This window comes from Bacillus sp. FSL P2-0069, assembly GCF_038593315.1.
GTDB lineage: Bacteria > Bacillota > Bacilli > Bacillales > Bacillaceae > Bacillus > Bacillus safensis.
On the sequence record NZ_CP151984.1, the window covers coordinates 2,677,747 to 2,695,127 of the forward strand.

Below are 17,381 nucleotides of genomic sequence, written 5' to 3' on the forward strand. Positions count from 1 at the left end.
AGATTCTCTACATGCTTTTTCAATTCATCAAACCATTTGTCTCAATAAAGCTCCTTGTCTCTTCATTGCCGAGCTCATAAATCATTGTGTAAATCTCTTTTCTTTTTCTATCCATTTCATCATTTGGACTATCATAATGATATTCAAGAAACGGAACATGCGCCCGAAAGAAGCCTTTCCAATCTGTCATATACTGTTCATCGAAATAGTCTCTCAGCTGCAAAATTTGATCATCATCTGCTTCTATTTGAAATTGCCAAGCCGCTGCATCTCTATGCTGCGATATCGATCCATCTTGTACGGATACATAGTACGTGTGTCTCGCCATCTGAATCATCCTTTTTCCTTTAGTATGACCAGATATGAGGAAATTACGGCTTTTTGCGCAATTTATTTTTCAACATGTCCAATACATCAATAAACAACTGTGGAATGGGAACTCCAAGGGCTCTGGCTGTCGAGACGATTTGGTAAGATTCATAAATAATATAAAAGATGATCGCTAAATCCTTAATCGTCCCATTTGTCTTCAGCATGACATCGAAGAAATGCGCCATCGATATTAAGGAAACTGTCACGATCTTTCGAACAAGCCGCGTAAAAAACCGCTTCATTGTGAGCTGCCCAGTCAAAGATTCTCTTAGGCTTGAACAAATTAATTCAATAGCCATCAACGTCACTAAAATCATCAGTAAATATCCTGCTCCACCAAACAGAAAGCCCATCGCCGACAAACTCACTGTAACCAACGAAAAGATGCCTAAATCCTTGCTCACTTGGCATCAACATCCTTTCAAAGTGGAACTCCTTACCTCAATAGTATATGCCGAATTCTCGCAATAGCTTGGACGACAAAAAATAAAGGCGCTGTTATGTCCTCAGGGAGACGAATGAAACCAAAAAAAGCCGCCCCATGAGGCGGCTTCTCTTTTTAGACTCTGACATCAATAAATGAAGCATCTGAATCCTTTGGCTGAACAGCTTGAGGCTGCTGCTGCACTTGATCCAGCATCACCATAGCTTGTGCTGTATTCGTAGCAAGCTGTGAATTCAACAAACTAATATTGAGTGTCTTTTGAATGCTCGCTACTTGCTGACTCATCATTCCTGCAATAGAAGACATCTTCTTCCCTCCCTTCTCTTTTCTCTTCGGCTGAAAGCCCTATGATTTCAATGGGCTGTCTGTCCCGATTCCAATAAAAAAGAATGTCGGTCTATTTATGACCGACATTCTTTTCACATACGTGTATTATCCTAAATATGCTTTAAGCATCCAGTTGTGTTTTTCAATGGATTGATGAATCGCAAGCAGCATATCACCTGTAGTTTCATCGCCAACCTCTGCAGCCAGCTCCATTCCTTGCTTTAATTCCTCAGCGATATTGGAGAAATCATCATATAGATTTTTCACCATTTGCTCCGCTGATTCTTTGCCCTCTGCTTCTTGAATGCTGGAAATTTCTAAGCACTCTTTCATTGTCGCAACAGGCTGTCCATTTAAAGCAAGCATACGCTCAGCCAAATCATCAATATATGTAGCTGTTTCTGTATATAGTTCCTCAAATTTCTCATGGAGTGTAAAGAAATCTTTCCCCTTTACATACCAATGATAGTTATGTAATTTCACGTAAAGCACAGTCCAATCAGCTACTTGTTTATTGACGACGTTTAATAATTGTTCAGACATATTTATTCCTCCTTATGTAATTGCGTTTAGTATGAGAATACCCTTTTCTTATTATACTGAAACCTGCCGTCAATTTCTTCTATTTTGACTGCATGAAATATATGTTAATATGGAAATAAGGAGGGAGTTAGATGCTGTTACTTGGGATTATCAGCTTTATCATTATCTCAATCGTTGTCTTTTTATCATTGTGGACGACATCGAAGGCTTATGAATATAAGCATAAAGTCGATTCACCACAGGATGCAGAACCAAATCAACGTCCTAATCCAAAATAAATCCGCTTTTAATGATGTGAGGTTTCTTCTTCTTCAGTAGATGAACTCTCTTTTTTCACCTCACCTACGTGGATGTTCGTTTTCGGCATATTATGCTGCTGTTTAGCTGTCACATGGACTTGTATGATATAAAGGCCATCTTTTTTGAAGGCTGTGTGCAATTCGTATACACCCTTGTTTTCTTTCTTTGGCTGAATCATCTTGCTGTTATCCTTGTCGCCATCTTTCCACACTTCAAATTGAACATCATCTGCATCATCAACAGGCGTATCACCATATGTGACAGCTGCTTTTACTATAACGCTTTCATTTTTCTCCACTTGCTCAGGTCCTGTGAGCTTTACTTCTAATAGCTCAGGCACTTCCCCTTTGCCGCTATTTGCTGCAGAGTTTCCACATGCACTCAATAACGTGAGCATCAGAATCATTCCCAACATTTTTCGCATCCTGCGTTTCCCCCTTCTTTTACTGACATGTCCATTTTAACAAATATCCCCTATTTTGACATCTCTGTTTAAATTCAAATAAAAAACCGGACATCTAAATGTCCGGTTCATCATTCTATTAACCAAATACTTTTAAAAGCTCTTCTTGATCCTGAGAAAGCCAGAAACGCATTAAACGTTTTGCCCCTTCAAGATCATGAAGCTTCGCTTGTCCGCATTGCTCTTCGTTTGCAGCAGGAATTTCTGTTACTTCAACCGCATCCTTGAATGTTGCATCAAGAAGTTCAACGATCTCTTTTGGAGTTGGTGCACCACTGACAACTAAATAGTAGCCTGTCTGGCAGCCCATTGGAGAAATATCAATGATATCAAAATGATCATATTTCTCTGAGTGTGTTCTAATATTAAACGCAAGCAAATGCTCTAATGTATGAATCGTATCAGGTTTCATCGCCTGCTTGTTGGGCTGACAAAAACGAATATCGAATTTATTTACTTCCCCATCTGATCCCACTTTATGAACGCCGCAATGACGAACATATGGCGCTTTTACAGCATTATGATCAAGTTCAAAGCTTTCGACTGAAGGCATAATCACCACTCCTATAATTGCAATTTCCTATATTATAACATATTTCTCCGACCAGTTTAGTTTATAAAACTTTCCTTCCTTGTTCTTTTTTCTTATACTGTGGAAGACAGACAAGGAGGAACCTCTATGAAACAAATTTTTATCGGCATAATACGCTTTTATCAAAAATGTATTTCCCCTCTTACACCGCCAAGCTGCCGGTTTTATCCAACATGCTCAAACTATGGACTAGAGGCGATCAAAACGCATGGCGCGGTCAAGGGCGGCTGGCTCACCATAAAACGGATTTTGAAATGTCATCCGCTTCATCCTGGCGGCATCGATCCTGTTCCGCCTAAAAAGGAAAAATAACTTACTTTTCTTCATATCCGTTGACAACTAAGTCAAGCTTCCCTGTTCCAGGATCAATGACAAGCCCGTGTACAGGTACATCTGATGGAAGAAGCGGGTGATTTTTCACTACGGACACACTGTCCTTCACGCTCTCTTCGACTGAACTAAAGCTTTTGAGCCACTGTTTAAAATCAATTCCTGAGTATTCCAGTACTTCAATACGTTTTTCTGGAATACCGCGCTCAACGGCTTTATTTAAAAGTGTCTGGCTGTCTATTTTACTCATCCCGCAATCATGATGCCCAATGACATATACCTCGTCAGCATTTAATTCGTAAACAGCAACTAAAATGCTTCGCATAATACTTCCAAATGGATGAGAAACAAGCGCCCCAGCACTTTTGACAATCTTAATATCACCATTTTTCATGTTCATGGCACGCGGAAGCAGTTCAACAAGTCTTGTATCCATACACGATAGAATGACAGCTTTTTTCTGTGGAAACTTTGTTGTTGTAAATTCTTCGTATTTCTTTTCTTCAATAAATTGTTGATTATATTCGATGATTTCATCTAAAAGTTTCATACGTTTGTCCATTCCTTTATCTTTTTTTAAAAATAAATATAGCACAATGTAAGAAATTTCGTCACGTTTTGCAGCTTATTTTTTTTAGAGGAAACATCTGCTGACGAAAATTTTTTATTTTCCTCTTTTCAAATCGTAATTATTACGATACAATAACTCAGGACATTAAATCGTAATCATTTCTATCTATTAGATTGAGAGGAGACATTTTCTACATGAAAAAAATCTTTTTTATTTTAACAGCTGCTTTATTCGCGATCGGTCTTGCCGCTTGCTCAAGCAGTGCGGGCACGAATGCTTCAAAAGGTAAGGCAGACGGGAAACTAATCATTTACACCACGATCTTCCCAATCCAAGATTTTACTGAAAAAATTGGCGGCTCTCACGTTCATGCTCAAAGCGTGTATCCTGCAAATGCAGATGCTCACAGCTTTGAACCAAGTTCAAAAACAATGGTTGAAATGGCTGAAGGTGATGCCTTTATCTACAGCGGCACAGGGGCTGAAGCATTCGCAGACAAAACTGCTGCCACTTTAAAAGACCAAGGTGTGAAAACAGTCAAAGCAGCCGAAGGCATCAAATTGTTATCGACAAATGAAGAACATGCACATGAAGAAGGCGAAGATCATGACCATGAAGCTGAAGACCATGATCATGACGGGCACGATCACGGAGATAAGGACCCTCATGCATGGTTAGACCCGGTTTATGCGCAGCAAATGGCGAAAAACATTAAAGACACACTCGTCTCATTAGATCCAGATCATAAAGATGAATACACAAAAAACTATGAACATCTAAAAAAAGATTTACAATCATTAGATCAAGAATTCAAAACAACGTTATCTAAAGCGAAACATAAAGAAATCCTAGTTTCTCACGCAGCTTATGGTTATTGGGAAAAGCGCTATGGCATTGAGCAAATCAGTGTTTTAGGGTTATCCGCTTCTGAAGAGCCATCACAAAAACAGCTCGAAAACATTGTACAAAAAGCGGAAAAGCATCACATTCAATACGTTATTTTTGAAAACAACGTCAGCAGCAAAGTATCAGATACAATCCGCAGTGAAATTGGGGCAAAAAGCTTGACCCTTAAAAATCTAGAATCCATTACTGAAGATGATGCCAAAAACGGCGAAAGCTACGTCAGCTTAATGAAACAAAACTTAAAGACCTTAAACACCGCTTTAAATGATTAATGCTTTGAACCCCGGCTGATCACCCGGGGTTTTTTACTGTCAAAAAAAGCACACCGTTATCAGGCGTGCTTTTTTGATTACATTTGATATTTTTTCTTAAACTGCTCGGCTCTTCCACCTTTTTCTCCGAATTTTTGGCGCCCTGTATAAAAAGGATGCGTATCAGAGCTTGTTTCTACTTTAATGACAGGATACGTTTTCCCATCTTCCCACTCTACTGTCTCGTTTGATGTCTTTGTTGATCTACTCAAGAAGCGGTAACCGCTGTTTACGTCCATAAATACAACTTCATGTGAGGTTGGATGAATATCTCTTTTCAATGTCAAAACTCCTTTCGTTAATAAAACGTAATGGTTACGTTTTATATTTATATTCTACTCCCTCTTTTACAACTTGTCAAAAAACAAGCTTTCTTAGTCAGGAAGAATAATCTAAAAATGGTGGAGAATAATAAGCATCATGAAAAAGAGAAGCGATAAGAAAGGCGGAGAAAAAATTGACTGATCTCGTTTTAGCTAGAAGCCTGTTCGGCACAACCATGGGCTTTCATATTATTTATGCCTCGCTTGGCGTTGGCATCCCGCTAATGATTTTGTTAGCTGAACTCATCTTTCAAAAAACGAAGGACCCTCATTATGCCATCATGGCCAAGCGGTGGACAAAAGCACAGGCTGTTCTGTTAGGGGTCGCCATTCCAACAGGTACAATTGCTGGTACGCAGCTTGCCCTTTTATGGCCAGGTTTTATGGAGGTTATCGGAAAGGTCATGTCACTGCCATTCCAGATTGAAATTTATGCGTTCTTTATAGAAGCATTATTTATGTCTATTTATGTGTACGCAGCGGATCGCCTATCAAATGCAATGCGCATCATTACCGTTATTTTTATCGTCATTGGTGCAGCTGCATCAGCGATTCTAATTACAAACGTACATGCTTTTGAAGGGACACCTGCTGGCTTTCAGATGGTGAATGGAGAAATCACAAATATCGAGCCTTGGAAGGCCTTTTTCAATCCAAGCTTTGCTGTAACTGCTACACATGTTGTGCTGTCTGCTTTTACAACAGGTGCTTTTGTGATTGCTTCAGTTGCAGCTTTTAAAATGCTCAAAACGAGAAAAAATGAGAAGCTCTATACATTTCATCGAAAAGCCCTTTTTCTTGGACTCATTGTAGGAGGACTTTTCTCCTTTCTAACAGCCTTAAATGGCCACGAATCCGCTCAGCTTCTGTATGAATATCAGCCTGAAAAGCTGGCTGGAGCTGAAGGTTTATTTGAAACGCAATCACATGCGCCTCTTGCAATAGGTGGTTTTACGGATGCTGATTCGCAGGAAATTAAAGGTGCGATCGAAATTCCTTGGGCGCTCAGTTTTCTGGCAGGAAATAGCTTTGATACAGTGGTCAAAGGCTTAAATGATTTTCCTCGTGACGAGTGGCCGCCTTTATTTATACACACATTATTTAACGGCATGGTCATTATTGGATCGGTGCTCATTCTATTTGCGGTATTAGCCCTGCTTTACCGTAAAATTTTAAAACGGGACAAATTTCCGAAGTGGCTTCTTTTTCTTTACTTATTCGGCGGGCCTCTTAGTCTTTTGGCTATTGAATTTGGCTGGATCTTTGCTTGTACAGGCCGCCAGCCATGGGTCATTTATCGAATGCTCAAAACCTCCGAGGTTGTCACATCATCTGGCTCGATCGGAACACTTTTTATCCTTTTTGCCATTGTCTATCTCATCTTAGGCATAGCAACCGTTATTGTGCTGACGTACTACTTTAGAAAAAATACGATTGAAGAAGACCTACGGTTAACAGAATCTTAAAAAAGGAGCGATCTTGATGCAAATGGATGTTACAACTGATGCGCTCATTGCAATCACCATCTTATGGGGATTCGTTTTTATCTATGCAGTGATGGCATCAATGGATTTCGGAGCAGGATTTTGGTCGATGATTTATATGAATAGAGAACAAACAAAAGCCGCTAATATCGCAAATAAGTACCTTTCTCCAACATGGGAAGTGACAAACGTCTTTATTGTCGCCATCGTTGTCGCATTGTTCAGCCTGTTTCCAGGTGCGACCTTTGTACTTGGCACCGTTTTATTAATACCCGGCAGCATCATATTATTACTTCTTGCACTGCGAAGCGGGTTTCTCGTGTTTTCTCATTCACTGCCTAAGAAATACCGAAAAGCGGTGACGTATATTTCAGGGATCAGCGGCTTTATCATTCCGTCCATCCTGATCATGGTTCTCCCAATCACCCATGGTGGCTTTATCTTTCAGGAGAACAACGCCTACTCATTAGATCTTGGACTGGTCTTTACAAGTGCAAATGTCTATTCTTTTGTCGGCTTTGCCATTTTCAGCACCCTTTTCCTTTCGTCCTTGCTTTTAGCTGATTTCTCTAATGTAGCTGATGAAGATGAAGCTTACAGCATTTATAGAAGAGGAGCGCTCATTACGGGTCCACTTTCACTTATGATGGCCTTTTTTATCATGCTGACATTACGAAGCGAGGCCAATTGGCTGTTCACAAAAATGATGCAGAACATCCCTATTCTTCTTGTATCTCTCCTAATGTTTCTGCTCGCAGGACTGGCTCTATTTTTACCAAACAGCCGGTTTAAGCACCGGAAAGGAAGACCACGCCTTGCCGTCATTGCGATTACCATTCAATATTTCTTAGCAAGCTATGTGTATGGACGTGCCCATTTGCCTTACATGGCTTATCCAGATATTACAATCATGTCTGGATTTACAGACCCTGTCACATTTAGGGCATTATTTATCACCTATATTGTAGGTTTTATCATCTTGTTTCCCGGATTTTATTTCTTCTGGAAATTATTTATGAAGGATAAGCGCTATATTCGTCAGGAAGATTAACATGAATGGACGAGCTTCATTTCGGTTACATTATAGATGAAAGACATACTCAAAAGGAGGTCATCTGTATGAGTCAAAAAATCCTTTGTGAAGTCAATAACTGTTCCTATTGGAATGCTGGAAACCGCTGTGGTGCAGATGCAATCTATGTCGTCAGCCACACAGGAAATACGGCTGAGAAAAGCGAAGAAACGGATTGTAAAACGTTTAAACCACAAGACCTTTAAGTCTCATTAAAGGAGGCGCTTCATTTTGAAACATGATCGGCTGCTTCAAACGTTTTTTGACGAAATTCATGACGCGGATGAAGACGCATTCCACCAAGCCGCTCACTCCTTTTTAAATCTTTGGGATTATGAATATGGACATGCATCAAACATGCCAAATGAAATTCATCAGTATATCGGACAGCTTGCTTATGACAGCGAGCTGGTTGAAGAGTAAGAAAGAGCGGATCACCGCTCTTTCTTTTTTGTTCAGACAGGAAGGAAAAACTTTCTCTCACTATACCTAGATTCTATTGTGGATGCAAAAGGTGATTCCTTCGTTTTTATCTCACAAAATCATGTTTTGTAAACACGTCGATTTTATCTGAAAACGAACGGAGCGCTTGGTAATCAACTTCCACGCCCATTCCTGGGGAGCGAGGCACCTCAATAAACCCATTTTCAACCTTAATTTCAGGAAAAATGATATCCTGCTCCCAAAATTTTGACGAAGCTGAAATATCACCGGGAATCGTAAATTGAGGAAGCGAAGCAAGTGCCACGTTCTGCGCTCGGGAAATACCTGTTTCAATCATCCCTCCGCACCATAATGGAATTTGATTCTCCTTACAAAACGTATGAATTTTAAGAGCCTCTGTCAGTCCGCCAACTCGTGAAGGCTTCACATTAATAATTTGACAGCTGCCAAGCTCTACAGCTTTTCTAGCATCATCTAAAGAACAAATACTTTCATCTAAACAAATCGGCGTTTTTAAATGCTTTTGCAAATGGCGGTGGTCCACAATATCATCTGCAGCTAGAGGCTGTTCAATCATTAATAAACGAATATCATCGAGCTGCTTAAGCTTGCTAATATCTTTTAATTCATAAGCAGAGTTTGCATCTGCCATTAATGGCAGATCAGGAAAAGACTCTCTGATCTTTTGAAGAAGTCCAATATCTTGTCCCGGTTTAATTTTCACCTTCACCCGCTGATAGCCTTGATCAACAAATTGCTGAATTTGCTCAAGCATATCGTCAATAGGGCCTAACCCCGCCACAACACCAGATGGTATTCTATCTTTTGTACCGCCTAATACATCGCGTAAAGACTTATTCTCACGCTTCGCATAAATATCCCAAACAGCCGCTTCAATGCCTGCTTTCGCCATCCTATTGCCTTTAAAATGATACAGACTGTCAGGGATTTCTGAAGGATGTGTAAAGGTGCGCGTCAGCACGTTCGGGATAAAGAAAGCCCTCAGCATATGATAGCAAGTCTCAATTGTTTCTTCTGTATACCACGGAGAAGAAAAAGCAGATACTTCTCCCCATCCAGTCAATCCTGTCTGATCTTTGACTTCAACAATAATAAACTCACGCTCTGAAATGGTTCCAAGACTTGTTGTAAATGGCTGTTTAAGCTTCATCGTGACATGATATAAAATTACTCGTTCAATTTGAATCATTTGAAAACCCCTTTGATCTGAGTCTATGCCTTTGCAATTTATTCGACGCATTTCTTGGCAGCTCGTCCACAAAGTGAAAAGCGGCGGGCCATTTATATTTGGCTAAATGCGACCCACATAAAGCATAGAGCTCATTCTCCGGTATCTTATCATCTGTTACAAGGAAAGCAGCAGGTACCTCTCCCCATCTATCATCATACATACCCGTTACTCCGGCTTCCTTTACATGCGGATGTGTTAGCAGAACCGCTTCAATTTCCGCAGGATAAATATTTTCTCCGCCAGAAATAATTAAATCTGAACGGCGGTCAAGCACAAATAAGAACCCTTCCTCATCCACATAGCCAATATCACCCGTTTTCAGCCAGCCCTCATCAAAGGCAGCCGCGGTCGCTTCTTCACGGTAAAGGTATCCTTTCATCACATTTGCACCTTTCACCATAATTTCGCCATGCTCAAAAGGACGGCAAATGCGATCACCGTCTTGAATTTTCAGCTCACACCCAAAAAGAGGTTTTCCCGCTGAACCAAGCTTCTCTACACTAAATTCGGGCGCAAGGGTCACAATTTGTGAACAGGTTTCCGTCATCCCGTACGATTGAAAGACAGGAAAGCCCTTCTCTTTGCTTTCTTGGAGCATCGCATAAGGCGCAGGGCCTCCTCCTAATAAAAGACAGCGCAAAGAAGATGGACATTCTGCCAATCTGCTTAATAAACGAGATAACATCGTCTGCACAACGGAAATCATCGTCACACGATGCCTTTCAATAGAATCCTTTACTTCATCGACGTCAAACTTCTGATGAAGCACGACTGTCATTCCATATATCACAGACTTAAATAAAGCAGATAAGCCGCTAATATGAAAAAGAGGCAGGGCAATGAGCCAGCGGTCATCCTCTCTGAGACCCAGATTCAGTGCAGAGGATACAGCACTATGAAAATGATTGCCATACGTTTGCTCTACCCCTTTTGGACGTCCTGTTGTCCCAGATGTATACATGATGGTTGCTGTTTCATTCAAATCAAATTCACTCTCGATCTTGTTGATATGGCCTTGCCCTGGTTCAGGTAAAGTTTCCATTGTATAAACGGGTAAATCACCCTCATGATCGCTTGCATAACTAGATTCTGTTAATAACGCCGCGGCTTTTGCATCTTCTAGCTGATAGCGCCTTTCAGCTTTTGTCAGCTTATTATTTAATAGCACAATTTTTAACCCTAATAAAAAACAGGCATGTACAAGCATCACCATATGAGGATGATTGTTCATCAAAAGCGCAACCGTTTCCCCTTTTTTCAATGATGCCTGAGCAAGTCTATTTGAAAGCACTTCCGCTTCTTGAGCTAATTCGTGAAATGTCCACTCCTTCTCTTGATAAATGAGTGCGACTCGATCTGGCGTTAAATAGGCACGGTGCAGCAGCCAATTAGGTTGCTTCATCATGACACCTCCTTTTTGTAAAAGAAAACAGCTTAGTCTGATGCACTAAGCTGTTGTTCATTGATATCATTGAATCAAGGGAAACGCGGGAACTGGCCGAAGTCCGGCTTGCGTTTTTCCTTAAAGGAATCGCGTCCTTCTTTTGCTTCATCTGTTGTGTAATAAAGAAGTGTCGCATCTCCTGCAAATTGTTGAATTCCAGCTAATCCATCCGTATCTGCGTTAAATGCAGCCTTCAAGAATCGTAAAGCAGTCGGGCTCTTTTCTAGCATCTCCTCACACCACTTCACCGTTTCCTCTTCAAGCTGATCTAATGGGACAACTGTGTTAACAAGTCCCATATCAAGCGCTTCTTGTGCATTGTATTGACGGCATAAGTACCAGATTTCTCTTGCTTTCTTATGACCAACAATACGTGCAAGGTAGCCTGAACCATAACCAGCATCAAAGCTGCCTACTTTTGGACCTGTTTGTCCAAAAATCGCATTATCTGCTGCAATCGTCAGGTCACACACAACGTGAAGAACGTGTCCTCCGCCAATCGCGTAACCTGCTACCATTGCGATAACTGGTTTTGGAATGACACGAATCAAACGCTGCAAATCTAATACATTTAGACGTGGAATTTGATCGTCTCCTACATAACCGCCATGGCCGCGAACTTTTTGGTCTCCACCAGAACAGAATGCTTTTCCGCCAGCACCTGCAAGAACAATTACACCAACTTCTGAATTATCACGAGCCCGTGAAAATGCATCAATTAATTCACTAACAGTCTTTGGGGTAAACGCGTTATGTACGTGTGGACGATTAATCGTAATCTTTGCGATCCCATTGTACGTTTCATATAAAATTTCGTCATACTGACGCTCTGTTTGCCATTCAATAGCCATCAATATTTCCTCCTCTAATCTTGCTCTAAAATAAACTCACTTACTATTTTACCAAAAAAATGTGGTTGTTCCACATGAACTGTATGCCCGGCATGCTCAGCCAAAATGAATTGACTTCCTTTCAGCTCCTGCTGCATACGTTTGCCGATATGGCAGAACTTTTCATCAAGCGTTCCGCAAATGAACAAAGCAGGCAAATGAATATGCTTTAACGCCTTCCAAACAGACGGCTGTGAACCTGTTCCAATTCCTTCTAAGCTGCGAGCCAGTCCAAGAGGATTGGCTTTGAGTCTTCCCTCTCTCAGCTCAGTCTGCCTTTCAGCTGATAAAGTTTTCTGAGACGCAAACAAAGGAATGCTTTCCCAAAAATCCACAAACTTCACTAAGCCTTCATGTCTAATCTTTTGAGCAAGCTGATGATCATGCTTTAGTCTTGCCATCCGCTCTTTAAAAGTGCGAAGCCCAGGAGACGTACTCTCAAGGATCAATTTATTGACACGATCTGGATAACGAGCGGCAAATGATAAAGCAATACGTCCTCCCATAGAATATCCGAGAATATTCACTTTGTGAAGCTTTAATTGGTTTAAAATCTCTACAAGATCTGCCAGCTGCTGAGACATTGCATATCTTCTCACACTTTCTGGCGAGTCCGTACGCCCATGTCCGAGCAAGCTGACCTGAATCAGTCTTGTATTCTCCAAATAAGCATTCAAGAACGTCCAAGACGCTGCACTTCCAGTGAATCCGTGTAAGCATAGTGTAGCATTTGCTGCCGAAGGGTTCTGGTCCACCACTTCGTACGCTACCCCATCACGCATTCTTATGATGAGAGAAGGCATTCTTTTTTCACTTCTTCCAATATGTCATCCATCATTTGACGATGCTTGTCTACACGGGAATGACGATCTGTTTCAATTTCAATTAAATGAAGACCAGGTTCATCGATATGCGCCTTGTACACATCATGTAACTCTTGTTTCGTTGCCGGTTTCGAATAGGTTCCCCCATATAACTTCGATGCATACTCAAAATTCAGTCCTGTCGGCGTACCGAAGAGCTTTTCATAATACGGTTCATCAGACGCCTGCGGAAGGAAAGAAAAGATACCTCCCCCATCATTGTTTATCAAAACAACTGTCAGCGGAATGTCCATCAGCTTAGCTGCAAGCAGACCGTTCATATCATGGTAAAATGATAAATCTCCAATGACTAAAGTGACTGGCTGCTTCAATGCTGCATACGTGCCAAGTGCTGTGGACACAACGCCGTCAATGCCATTTGCTCCGCGATTGGCCATCATTCGAAAAGGCTTGGACTGAGTTTCAAAAAATGTATCTACATCACGAATCGGCATACTATTTCCGATAAAAAGGACACTCTCCTTTGGCAAGAGGTGCTGAAGCTGACGGTACACATTCCCTTCAAAGGACAAATCCTCATCTGAATAGCGGGCTGCATGCGTTCTGAATGAAGAATTAGCATTCTGCCAGCAGTTTAAGAAGCTTGTCTCTTTACGTTGTACTGCTTGATTTAATGCTGCTTCTACAAAAGCAGACACAGTACTTTCAATGACGTATGAAGCACTTAACCCAGGATCACGAAAACCTCCGGCTGCATCTACAACAATCTGCTTCACTTCCGCATGGTTTTCCAGCCACTTGAATAAGGGCTTAGATACAGGCATCGGTCCAAAGCGAATGACCATATCCGGCAAGAGGTGCTGCTGTAATGCTTCATCTTTTAATAAAGAATCATACGCATCGATAATCAGATCTTCATTTTCATGTCCGTTGCGCAAAAGAGACAGCGGGTCAGCTAAAATAGGTAAATGCAGAGCTTTCGAAAGGCGTAAAACTGCCTCTTTTTCTTCCTGTGTATGAAGTTCACCAGCCACAATCAGTCCCTTTTTGGAATGGTTCATGACGGTTACGATTTCAGACATCACTCGATCATTTGGGAAAGTCTGACCTGATGCTAATACCTTTTTCGTGTCTGATTCTTCTCTCGCGAAAGGATCAATAGACAGATCAGGAAGCAATGGTTCTCTCAGAGGTACATTAATCTGTACAGGCCCCTTTGGTTCCTGCATCGACATGTGATTTGCTCTCGCAGCTGCTGTCTGAACATATCGCAGCATTGTTTGACTTTCCTCTGGCAGAGCTAAGTCTGTGAACCATTTAACAAACTTACCGAATAAGAATTGCTGATCAATCGCTTGAGGTGCTCCAACTTCCCTCAATTCGTGCGGCCGATCAGCAGTTAAAACAATAAGAGGTACACGAGAATAATGCGCCTCTACAATGGCTGGATAAAAATTAGCAGCTGCTGTACCTGATGTACAAATAAGCAGCACTGGTGATTGACTTGCTTTTGCAAGACCAAGCGCATAAAAAGCAGCAGACCGTTCGTCCACTAAAACATGGACATGGATGTCTTGATGAGCAAGAGCCAGCATCGCAAGCGGAGTTGAACGAGAACCTGGACAGACAACTGCCTCTTTCACACCACCTTGGACGAATTCATCCATCAATCTGCCTATATATGTTGTCATGATGTGATTATTCAATAGGATGACCTCCAAGAGCAGACAGCATTGGTCTTAACTTCACTTGTGTTTCCTCATACTCCTGCTTTGCAAGGGAATCCTCTACAATTCCGCAGCCAGCGAATAAACGAACATGATCTTCCTCAATAAGACCTGACCGAATGGCTACAGCAAATTCTCCATTATCCTGAGAATCAATCCAGCCTACCGGCGCTGCATACCAGCCGCGCTTAAGCGGTTCGATTTCACGAATCACTTCTATAGCCTTTTCCTTCGGATATCCGCCTAGTGCCGGCGTCGGATGAAGCTGCTCAATTAATGAAAAAAGGGAACAGCTGCTTTTAATTTCTCCCACAATCGGTGTAAACAAATGCTGAATGTTTTTTGTTTTATAAAGAATTGGTTGATTTGGTTTATGCACATGAAGGCAATTCGCTTTAAATGCTTGCTCAATCATATTGACGACAATTTGATGTTCAATCAAATTCTTCTCATCATGCAGCAGTTCCTCGCCTAATGCGTGATCCTCCGCTTCATCTTTTCCGCGAACAATGGAACCTGCTAAACAGGATGAAAAGACCTCTCCGCCGCTTTTTTTCACTAAGCGTTCCGGCGTTGCTCCGACAAATGCTTGTCTTCCCTGTTCAACCGCAAATACATAACTTGTTGTTTGATGCTTTAATAATTCTGCTAATAGTGGAGCAAGTTCAATTTGATTTTTATAGTGAAGCAAGACTTCTCTTGCTAAAACAACCTTTTCATATTCGTTTGCACGAATGTGGTCTGTCGCTTCTTGGATCGCCTTCATCCATTCGTTCACATCCAGCTCTTCCATATGAACAAGTTCAGCTTGTCCACCAGTCCGTACTGGTAATGTCTCGAAACGAGAGGCCTTTTGTTCTAATTCTTGAATAAGCTGATGAACATTCCCGTCCACCTGCTTCCACTCATTGATCGTAAGAAAGCTGCCTTCTTTTGAAACAGTCAGCATGATCGATGGCACAAAAAAATGAGCCTCGCCAAATGCTTCCCAATGACGCGCCTTCTCTTCGTGCGGATCAAACGAGAATCCTCCAAATAAAAGCGGACCAACAGCCGCTTGCTTTAACTCCTTCTCATCATGAAAATGGAACATGTGCTGCTTTAGCTGTTCCCATTCTTGATGGACTATATCGAATCGTTCCTTGTCTTGCTCAGATGATTTAATGACGGCCGCTCTGCCAAGTCCAGAAAATATCATTTGGCTTTCTGGATCAGACCAAAAAAACCGCTCGCCTAAAAAATCCGCTTCGCCGCTTTGGAAAAAGGCAAGAGGATCCAGATCGTCAACTCTTCTGGAGTAGCTTATCAAAACAGCATGGTTGACGTTATTCGCTTCTTCTAATGTCGCGAGCGCTTCCTGCCGGAAAGTACTTTGCACTGTTGTCACCATGATACATTCCTCCAAAATCCATGAAATAACATAAAAAAATAAAACCCATAATGAAAAAATACATGAACATTCGAATATGTCGAATGACCTGCTTTTCTATTATAAACCTTAACAGATGAACTTAGTAAAGAAAACAGCTTTTAAAACCTCGAATCCTTATTATATCACGCTTTCAAGATTTTTTCGCTCCTGCTTATTGAAACGAGAGCATCTAAGGTAAAATGGCAGGACCTGTTTCTAAAATCAAGCTTTCCTTCGATATGGCAACGATTAGCAAACATCTTTTTCCCGATTCATCGCATCAATATATTGACACCTTTTTGAACTTTGCTAAACTGGAATTTGGACGTGTACGTATTTTTTTATTTAAAGGAGTATATTTTATGCAGCATCAATCGATATCAGATCAGCTTTCACCAATAAAGCCTGATAAAAACTGGCGAATTTGGTGGAATTTACTACGACCGCATACACTAACAGCGGCATTTATTCCCGTTACTTTAGGAACTGTTTTAGCACTTCCAAGTGGTCAAATACATGTTGGGCTATTTTTAGCCATGCTGTTTGCATCTATGTTTATCCAAATCGCAACAAACATGTTTAATGAGTACTTTGATTATGTTCGCGGGCTGGACAACGAGAAATCTGTCGGCATCGGCGGAGCCATTGTAAGAAACGGTGTGAAGCCAAAGACAGTCCTCACCCTCGCTTATGCACTATTTGCGGTTTCTTTATTACTTGGGGTATATATTTGCATGATGTCTAGCTGGTGGATTGCACTAATAGGTCTTATTTGTATGGCAGCAGGCTATTTCTATACTGGCGGCCCTGTACCAATTGCATATACACCGTTTGGAGAACTTGTTTCAGGTGCTTTTATGGGATTAGGAATCATCCTGATTAGTTTCTATATCCAAACAGGCACACTGACGTCTAAAGCTGTTCTCGTCTCACTACCAATTTCTATTTTAGTTGGTGCCATCTTACTGTCGAACAATATCCGTGATTTAGACGGGGACAAGGAAAATGGACGAAGAACACTTGCCATTCTTGCTGGACGCAAAGCTGCAGTGAACATTTTACTTTCCATGTTTTTGGTATCATATGTACTCATTTTTGTTTATATCTTCACAGATATCGTCGGCCTTTGGAGTCTTCTTGTTTTACTCAGTGTGCCAAAAGCCTATACAGCCATTAAAGAGTTTAAACAAAAAGAAAAACCGATTGAATTAATGAATGCCATGAAATCTACAGCTCAAACCAATACATTTTTTGGTTTTCTGCTGACGATCGCTTTGATCTTACAATACTATATCGCGTAACAAAGAACGCCTGCAGCCGCAGGCGTTTTTTTAATAAGGAATTGCTTCA

Annotated in this window: 22 protein-coding genes; 8 read left to right on the forward strand and 14 right to left on the reverse strand. The window is 41.2% G+C overall.

What is annotated here, in order from left to right:
* Window positions 1-19: 19 nt before the first annotated feature.
* The 4 genes from NSQ34_RS13670 to NSQ34_RS13685 form a co-directional block, all read right to left on the reverse strand.
* On the reverse strand, window positions 20-328 hold the full coding sequence (locus NSQ34_RS13670; RefSeq protein WP_024425787.1) for a hypothetical protein: 309 nt from the start codon (window positions 326-328) through the stop codon (window positions 20-22).
* 43 nt (window positions 329-371) lie between these two features.
* Window positions 372-776 (reverse strand): phage holin family protein, encoded by a 405-nt coding sequence (locus NSQ34_RS13675; RefSeq protein ID WP_034279395.1) that lies wholly within the window; start codon window positions 774-776, stop codon window positions 372-374.
* A gap of 155 nt (window positions 777-931) precedes the next feature.
* Window positions 932-1,123, reverse strand: coding sequence for a hypothetical protein (locus NSQ34_RS13680; RefSeq protein WP_024424925.1), 192 nt, complete (start codon window positions 1,121-1,123; stop codon window positions 932-934).
* Window positions 1,124-1,249: 126 nt separating this feature from the next.
* The gene (locus tag NSQ34_RS13685; RefSeq protein WP_024424926.1) at window positions 1,250-1,687 is read right to left on the reverse strand and encodes a Dps family protein; all 438 of its coding nucleotides are present in this window, start codon (window positions 1,685-1,687) and stop codon (window positions 1,250-1,252) included.
* Window positions 1,688-1,818: 131 nt separating this feature from the next.
* Here NSQ34_RS13685 and ytzI point away from each other — a divergent pair, with 131 nt between their 5' ends.
* A complete protein-coding gene (gene ytzI / locus NSQ34_RS13690) occupies window positions 1,819-1,965 on the forward strand; it encodes a YtzI protein (RefSeq protein WP_003217544.1) in 147 nt (48 codons plus the stop codon).
* A gap of 8 nt (window positions 1,966-1,973) precedes the next feature.
* Here ytzI and NSQ34_RS13695 read toward each other — a convergent pair whose 3' ends face one another.
* Both NSQ34_RS13695 and NSQ34_RS13700 read right to left on the reverse strand, forming a co-directional pair.
* Window positions 1,974-2,411: a FixH family protein gene (locus tag NSQ34_RS13695; protein ID WP_034279393.1), complete on the reverse strand. Its 438-nt coding sequence runs from the start codon at window positions 2,409-2,411 to the stop codon at window positions 1,974-1,976.
* Between the two features lie 118 nt (window positions 2,412-2,529).
* Window positions 2,530-3,003: an S-ribosylhomocysteine lyase gene (locus tag NSQ34_RS13700; protein ID WP_003217624.1), complete on the reverse strand. Its 474-nt coding sequence runs from the start codon at window positions 3,001-3,003 to the stop codon at window positions 2,530-2,532.
* Window positions 3,004-3,129: 126 nt separating this feature from the next.
* Between NSQ34_RS13700 and yidD the strand changes: the two genes are divergently transcribed.
* Window positions 3,130-3,354: a membrane protein insertion efficiency factor YidD gene (yidD, locus tag NSQ34_RS13705; RefSeq protein WP_024425785.1), complete on the forward strand. Its 225-nt coding sequence runs from the start codon at window positions 3,130-3,132 to the stop codon at window positions 3,352-3,354.
* Between the two features lies 1 nt (window position 3,355).
* Here yidD and NSQ34_RS13710 read toward each other — a convergent pair whose 3' ends face one another.
* Window positions 3,356-3,922 carry a carbonic anhydrase gene (locus tag NSQ34_RS13710; RefSeq protein WP_024424929.1) on the reverse strand — a complete coding sequence of 189 codons (567 nt, stop codon included), beginning with the start codon at window positions 3,920-3,922 and terminating at the stop codon, window positions 3,356-3,358.
* A 215-nt stretch (window positions 3,923-4,137) separates the two neighbouring features.
* Here NSQ34_RS13710 and NSQ34_RS13715 point away from each other — a divergent pair, with 215 nt between their 5' ends.
* Entirely contained in the window at window positions 4,138-5,121 is a 984-nt protein-coding gene (locus NSQ34_RS13715) for a zinc ABC transporter substrate-binding protein (RefSeq protein WP_081124706.1), read from the forward strand.
* A gap of 77 nt (window positions 5,122-5,198) precedes the next feature.
* On the opposite strand, the gene NSQ34_RS13720 is transcribed toward NSQ34_RS13715, so the two are convergent.
* On the reverse strand, window positions 5,199-5,441 hold the full coding sequence (locus NSQ34_RS13720; RefSeq protein ID WP_024424931.1) for a type B 50S ribosomal protein L31: 243 nt from the start codon (window positions 5,439-5,441) through the stop codon (window positions 5,199-5,201).
* A 176-nt stretch (window positions 5,442-5,617) separates the two neighbouring features.
* Between NSQ34_RS13720 and NSQ34_RS13725 the strand changes: the two genes are divergently transcribed.
* The 4 genes from NSQ34_RS13725 to NSQ34_RS13740 all read left to right on the forward strand — a co-directional run bounded on the left by NSQ34_RS13725 (window position 5,618) and on the right by NSQ34_RS13740 (window position 8,462).
* Window positions 5,618-6,949, forward strand: coding sequence for a cytochrome ubiquinol oxidase subunit I (locus NSQ34_RS13725; protein WP_041116879.1), 1,332 nt, complete (start codon window positions 5,618-5,620; stop codon window positions 6,947-6,949).
* A gap of 22 nt (window positions 6,950-6,971) precedes the next feature.
* Window positions 6,972-8,018, forward strand: a complete 1,047-nt coding sequence (locus NSQ34_RS13730) for a cytochrome d ubiquinol oxidase subunit II (protein ID WP_170825870.1) — start codon at window positions 6,972-6,974, stop codon at window positions 8,016-8,018.
* A 68-nt stretch (window positions 8,019-8,086) separates the two neighbouring features.
* On the forward strand, window positions 8,087-8,245 hold the full coding sequence (locus tag NSQ34_RS13735) for a DUF1540 domain-containing protein (RefSeq protein ID WP_008360682.1): 159 nt from the start codon (window positions 8,087-8,089) through the stop codon (window positions 8,243-8,245).
* A 25-nt stretch (window positions 8,246-8,270) separates the two neighbouring features.
* Window positions 8,271-8,462: a hypothetical protein gene (locus tag NSQ34_RS13740; RefSeq protein WP_034279382.1), complete on the forward strand. Its 192-nt coding sequence runs from the start codon at window positions 8,271-8,273 to the stop codon at window positions 8,460-8,462.
* A gap of 106 nt (window positions 8,463-8,568) precedes the next feature.
* Here NSQ34_RS13740 and menC read toward each other — a convergent pair whose 3' ends face one another.
* The 6 genes from menC to NSQ34_RS13770 form a co-directional block, all read right to left on the reverse strand.
* A complete protein-coding gene (gene menC, locus NSQ34_RS13745; protein WP_046312180.1) occupies window positions 8,569-9,693 on the reverse strand; it encodes an o-succinylbenzoate synthase in 1,125 nt (374 codons plus the stop codon).
* On the reverse strand, window positions 9,680-11,140 hold the full coding sequence (locus NSQ34_RS13750; RefSeq protein ID WP_098677206.1) for an o-succinylbenzoate--CoA ligase: 1,461 nt from the start codon (window positions 11,138-11,140) through the stop codon (window positions 9,680-9,682). The genes menC and NSQ34_RS13750 overlap by 14 nt, the downstream gene beginning before the upstream one ends.
* Window positions 11,141-11,211: 71 nt before the next feature.
* Window positions 11,212-12,030: a 1,4-dihydroxy-2-naphthoyl-CoA synthase gene (gene menB, locus NSQ34_RS13755; RefSeq protein ID WP_024424937.1), complete on the reverse strand. Its 819-nt coding sequence runs from the start codon at window positions 12,028-12,030 to the stop codon at window positions 11,212-11,214.
* A 14-nt stretch (window positions 12,031-12,044) separates the two neighbouring features.
* Window positions 12,045-12,872 (reverse strand): 2-succinyl-6-hydroxy-2,4-cyclohexadiene-1-carboxylate synthase, encoded by an 828-nt coding sequence (gene menH / locus NSQ34_RS13760; protein ID WP_034279373.1) that lies wholly within the window; start codon window positions 12,870-12,872, stop codon window positions 12,045-12,047.
* A complete protein-coding gene (menD, locus tag NSQ34_RS13765) occupies window positions 12,854-14,599 on the reverse strand; it encodes a 2-succinyl-5-enolpyruvyl-6-hydroxy-3-cyclohexene-1-carboxylic-acid synthase (RefSeq protein WP_098677205.1) in 1,746 nt (581 codons plus the stop codon). The genes menH and menD overlap by 19 nt, the downstream gene beginning before the upstream one ends.
* Window positions 14,592-16,010, reverse strand: coding sequence for an isochorismate synthase (locus tag NSQ34_RS13770; protein ID WP_098677204.1), 1,419 nt, complete (start codon window positions 16,008-16,010; stop codon window positions 14,592-14,594). The genes menD and NSQ34_RS13770 overlap by 8 nt, the downstream gene beginning before the upstream one ends.
* A gap of 383 nt (window positions 16,011-16,393) precedes the next feature.
* Here NSQ34_RS13770 and NSQ34_RS13775 point away from each other — a divergent pair, with 383 nt between their 5' ends.
* Window positions 16,394-17,332, forward strand: coding sequence for a 1,4-dihydroxy-2-naphthoate polyprenyltransferase (locus tag NSQ34_RS13775; RefSeq protein WP_041117205.1), 939 nt, complete (start codon window positions 16,394-16,396; stop codon window positions 17,330-17,332).
* Window positions 17,333-17,381: the final 49 nt, after the last annotated feature.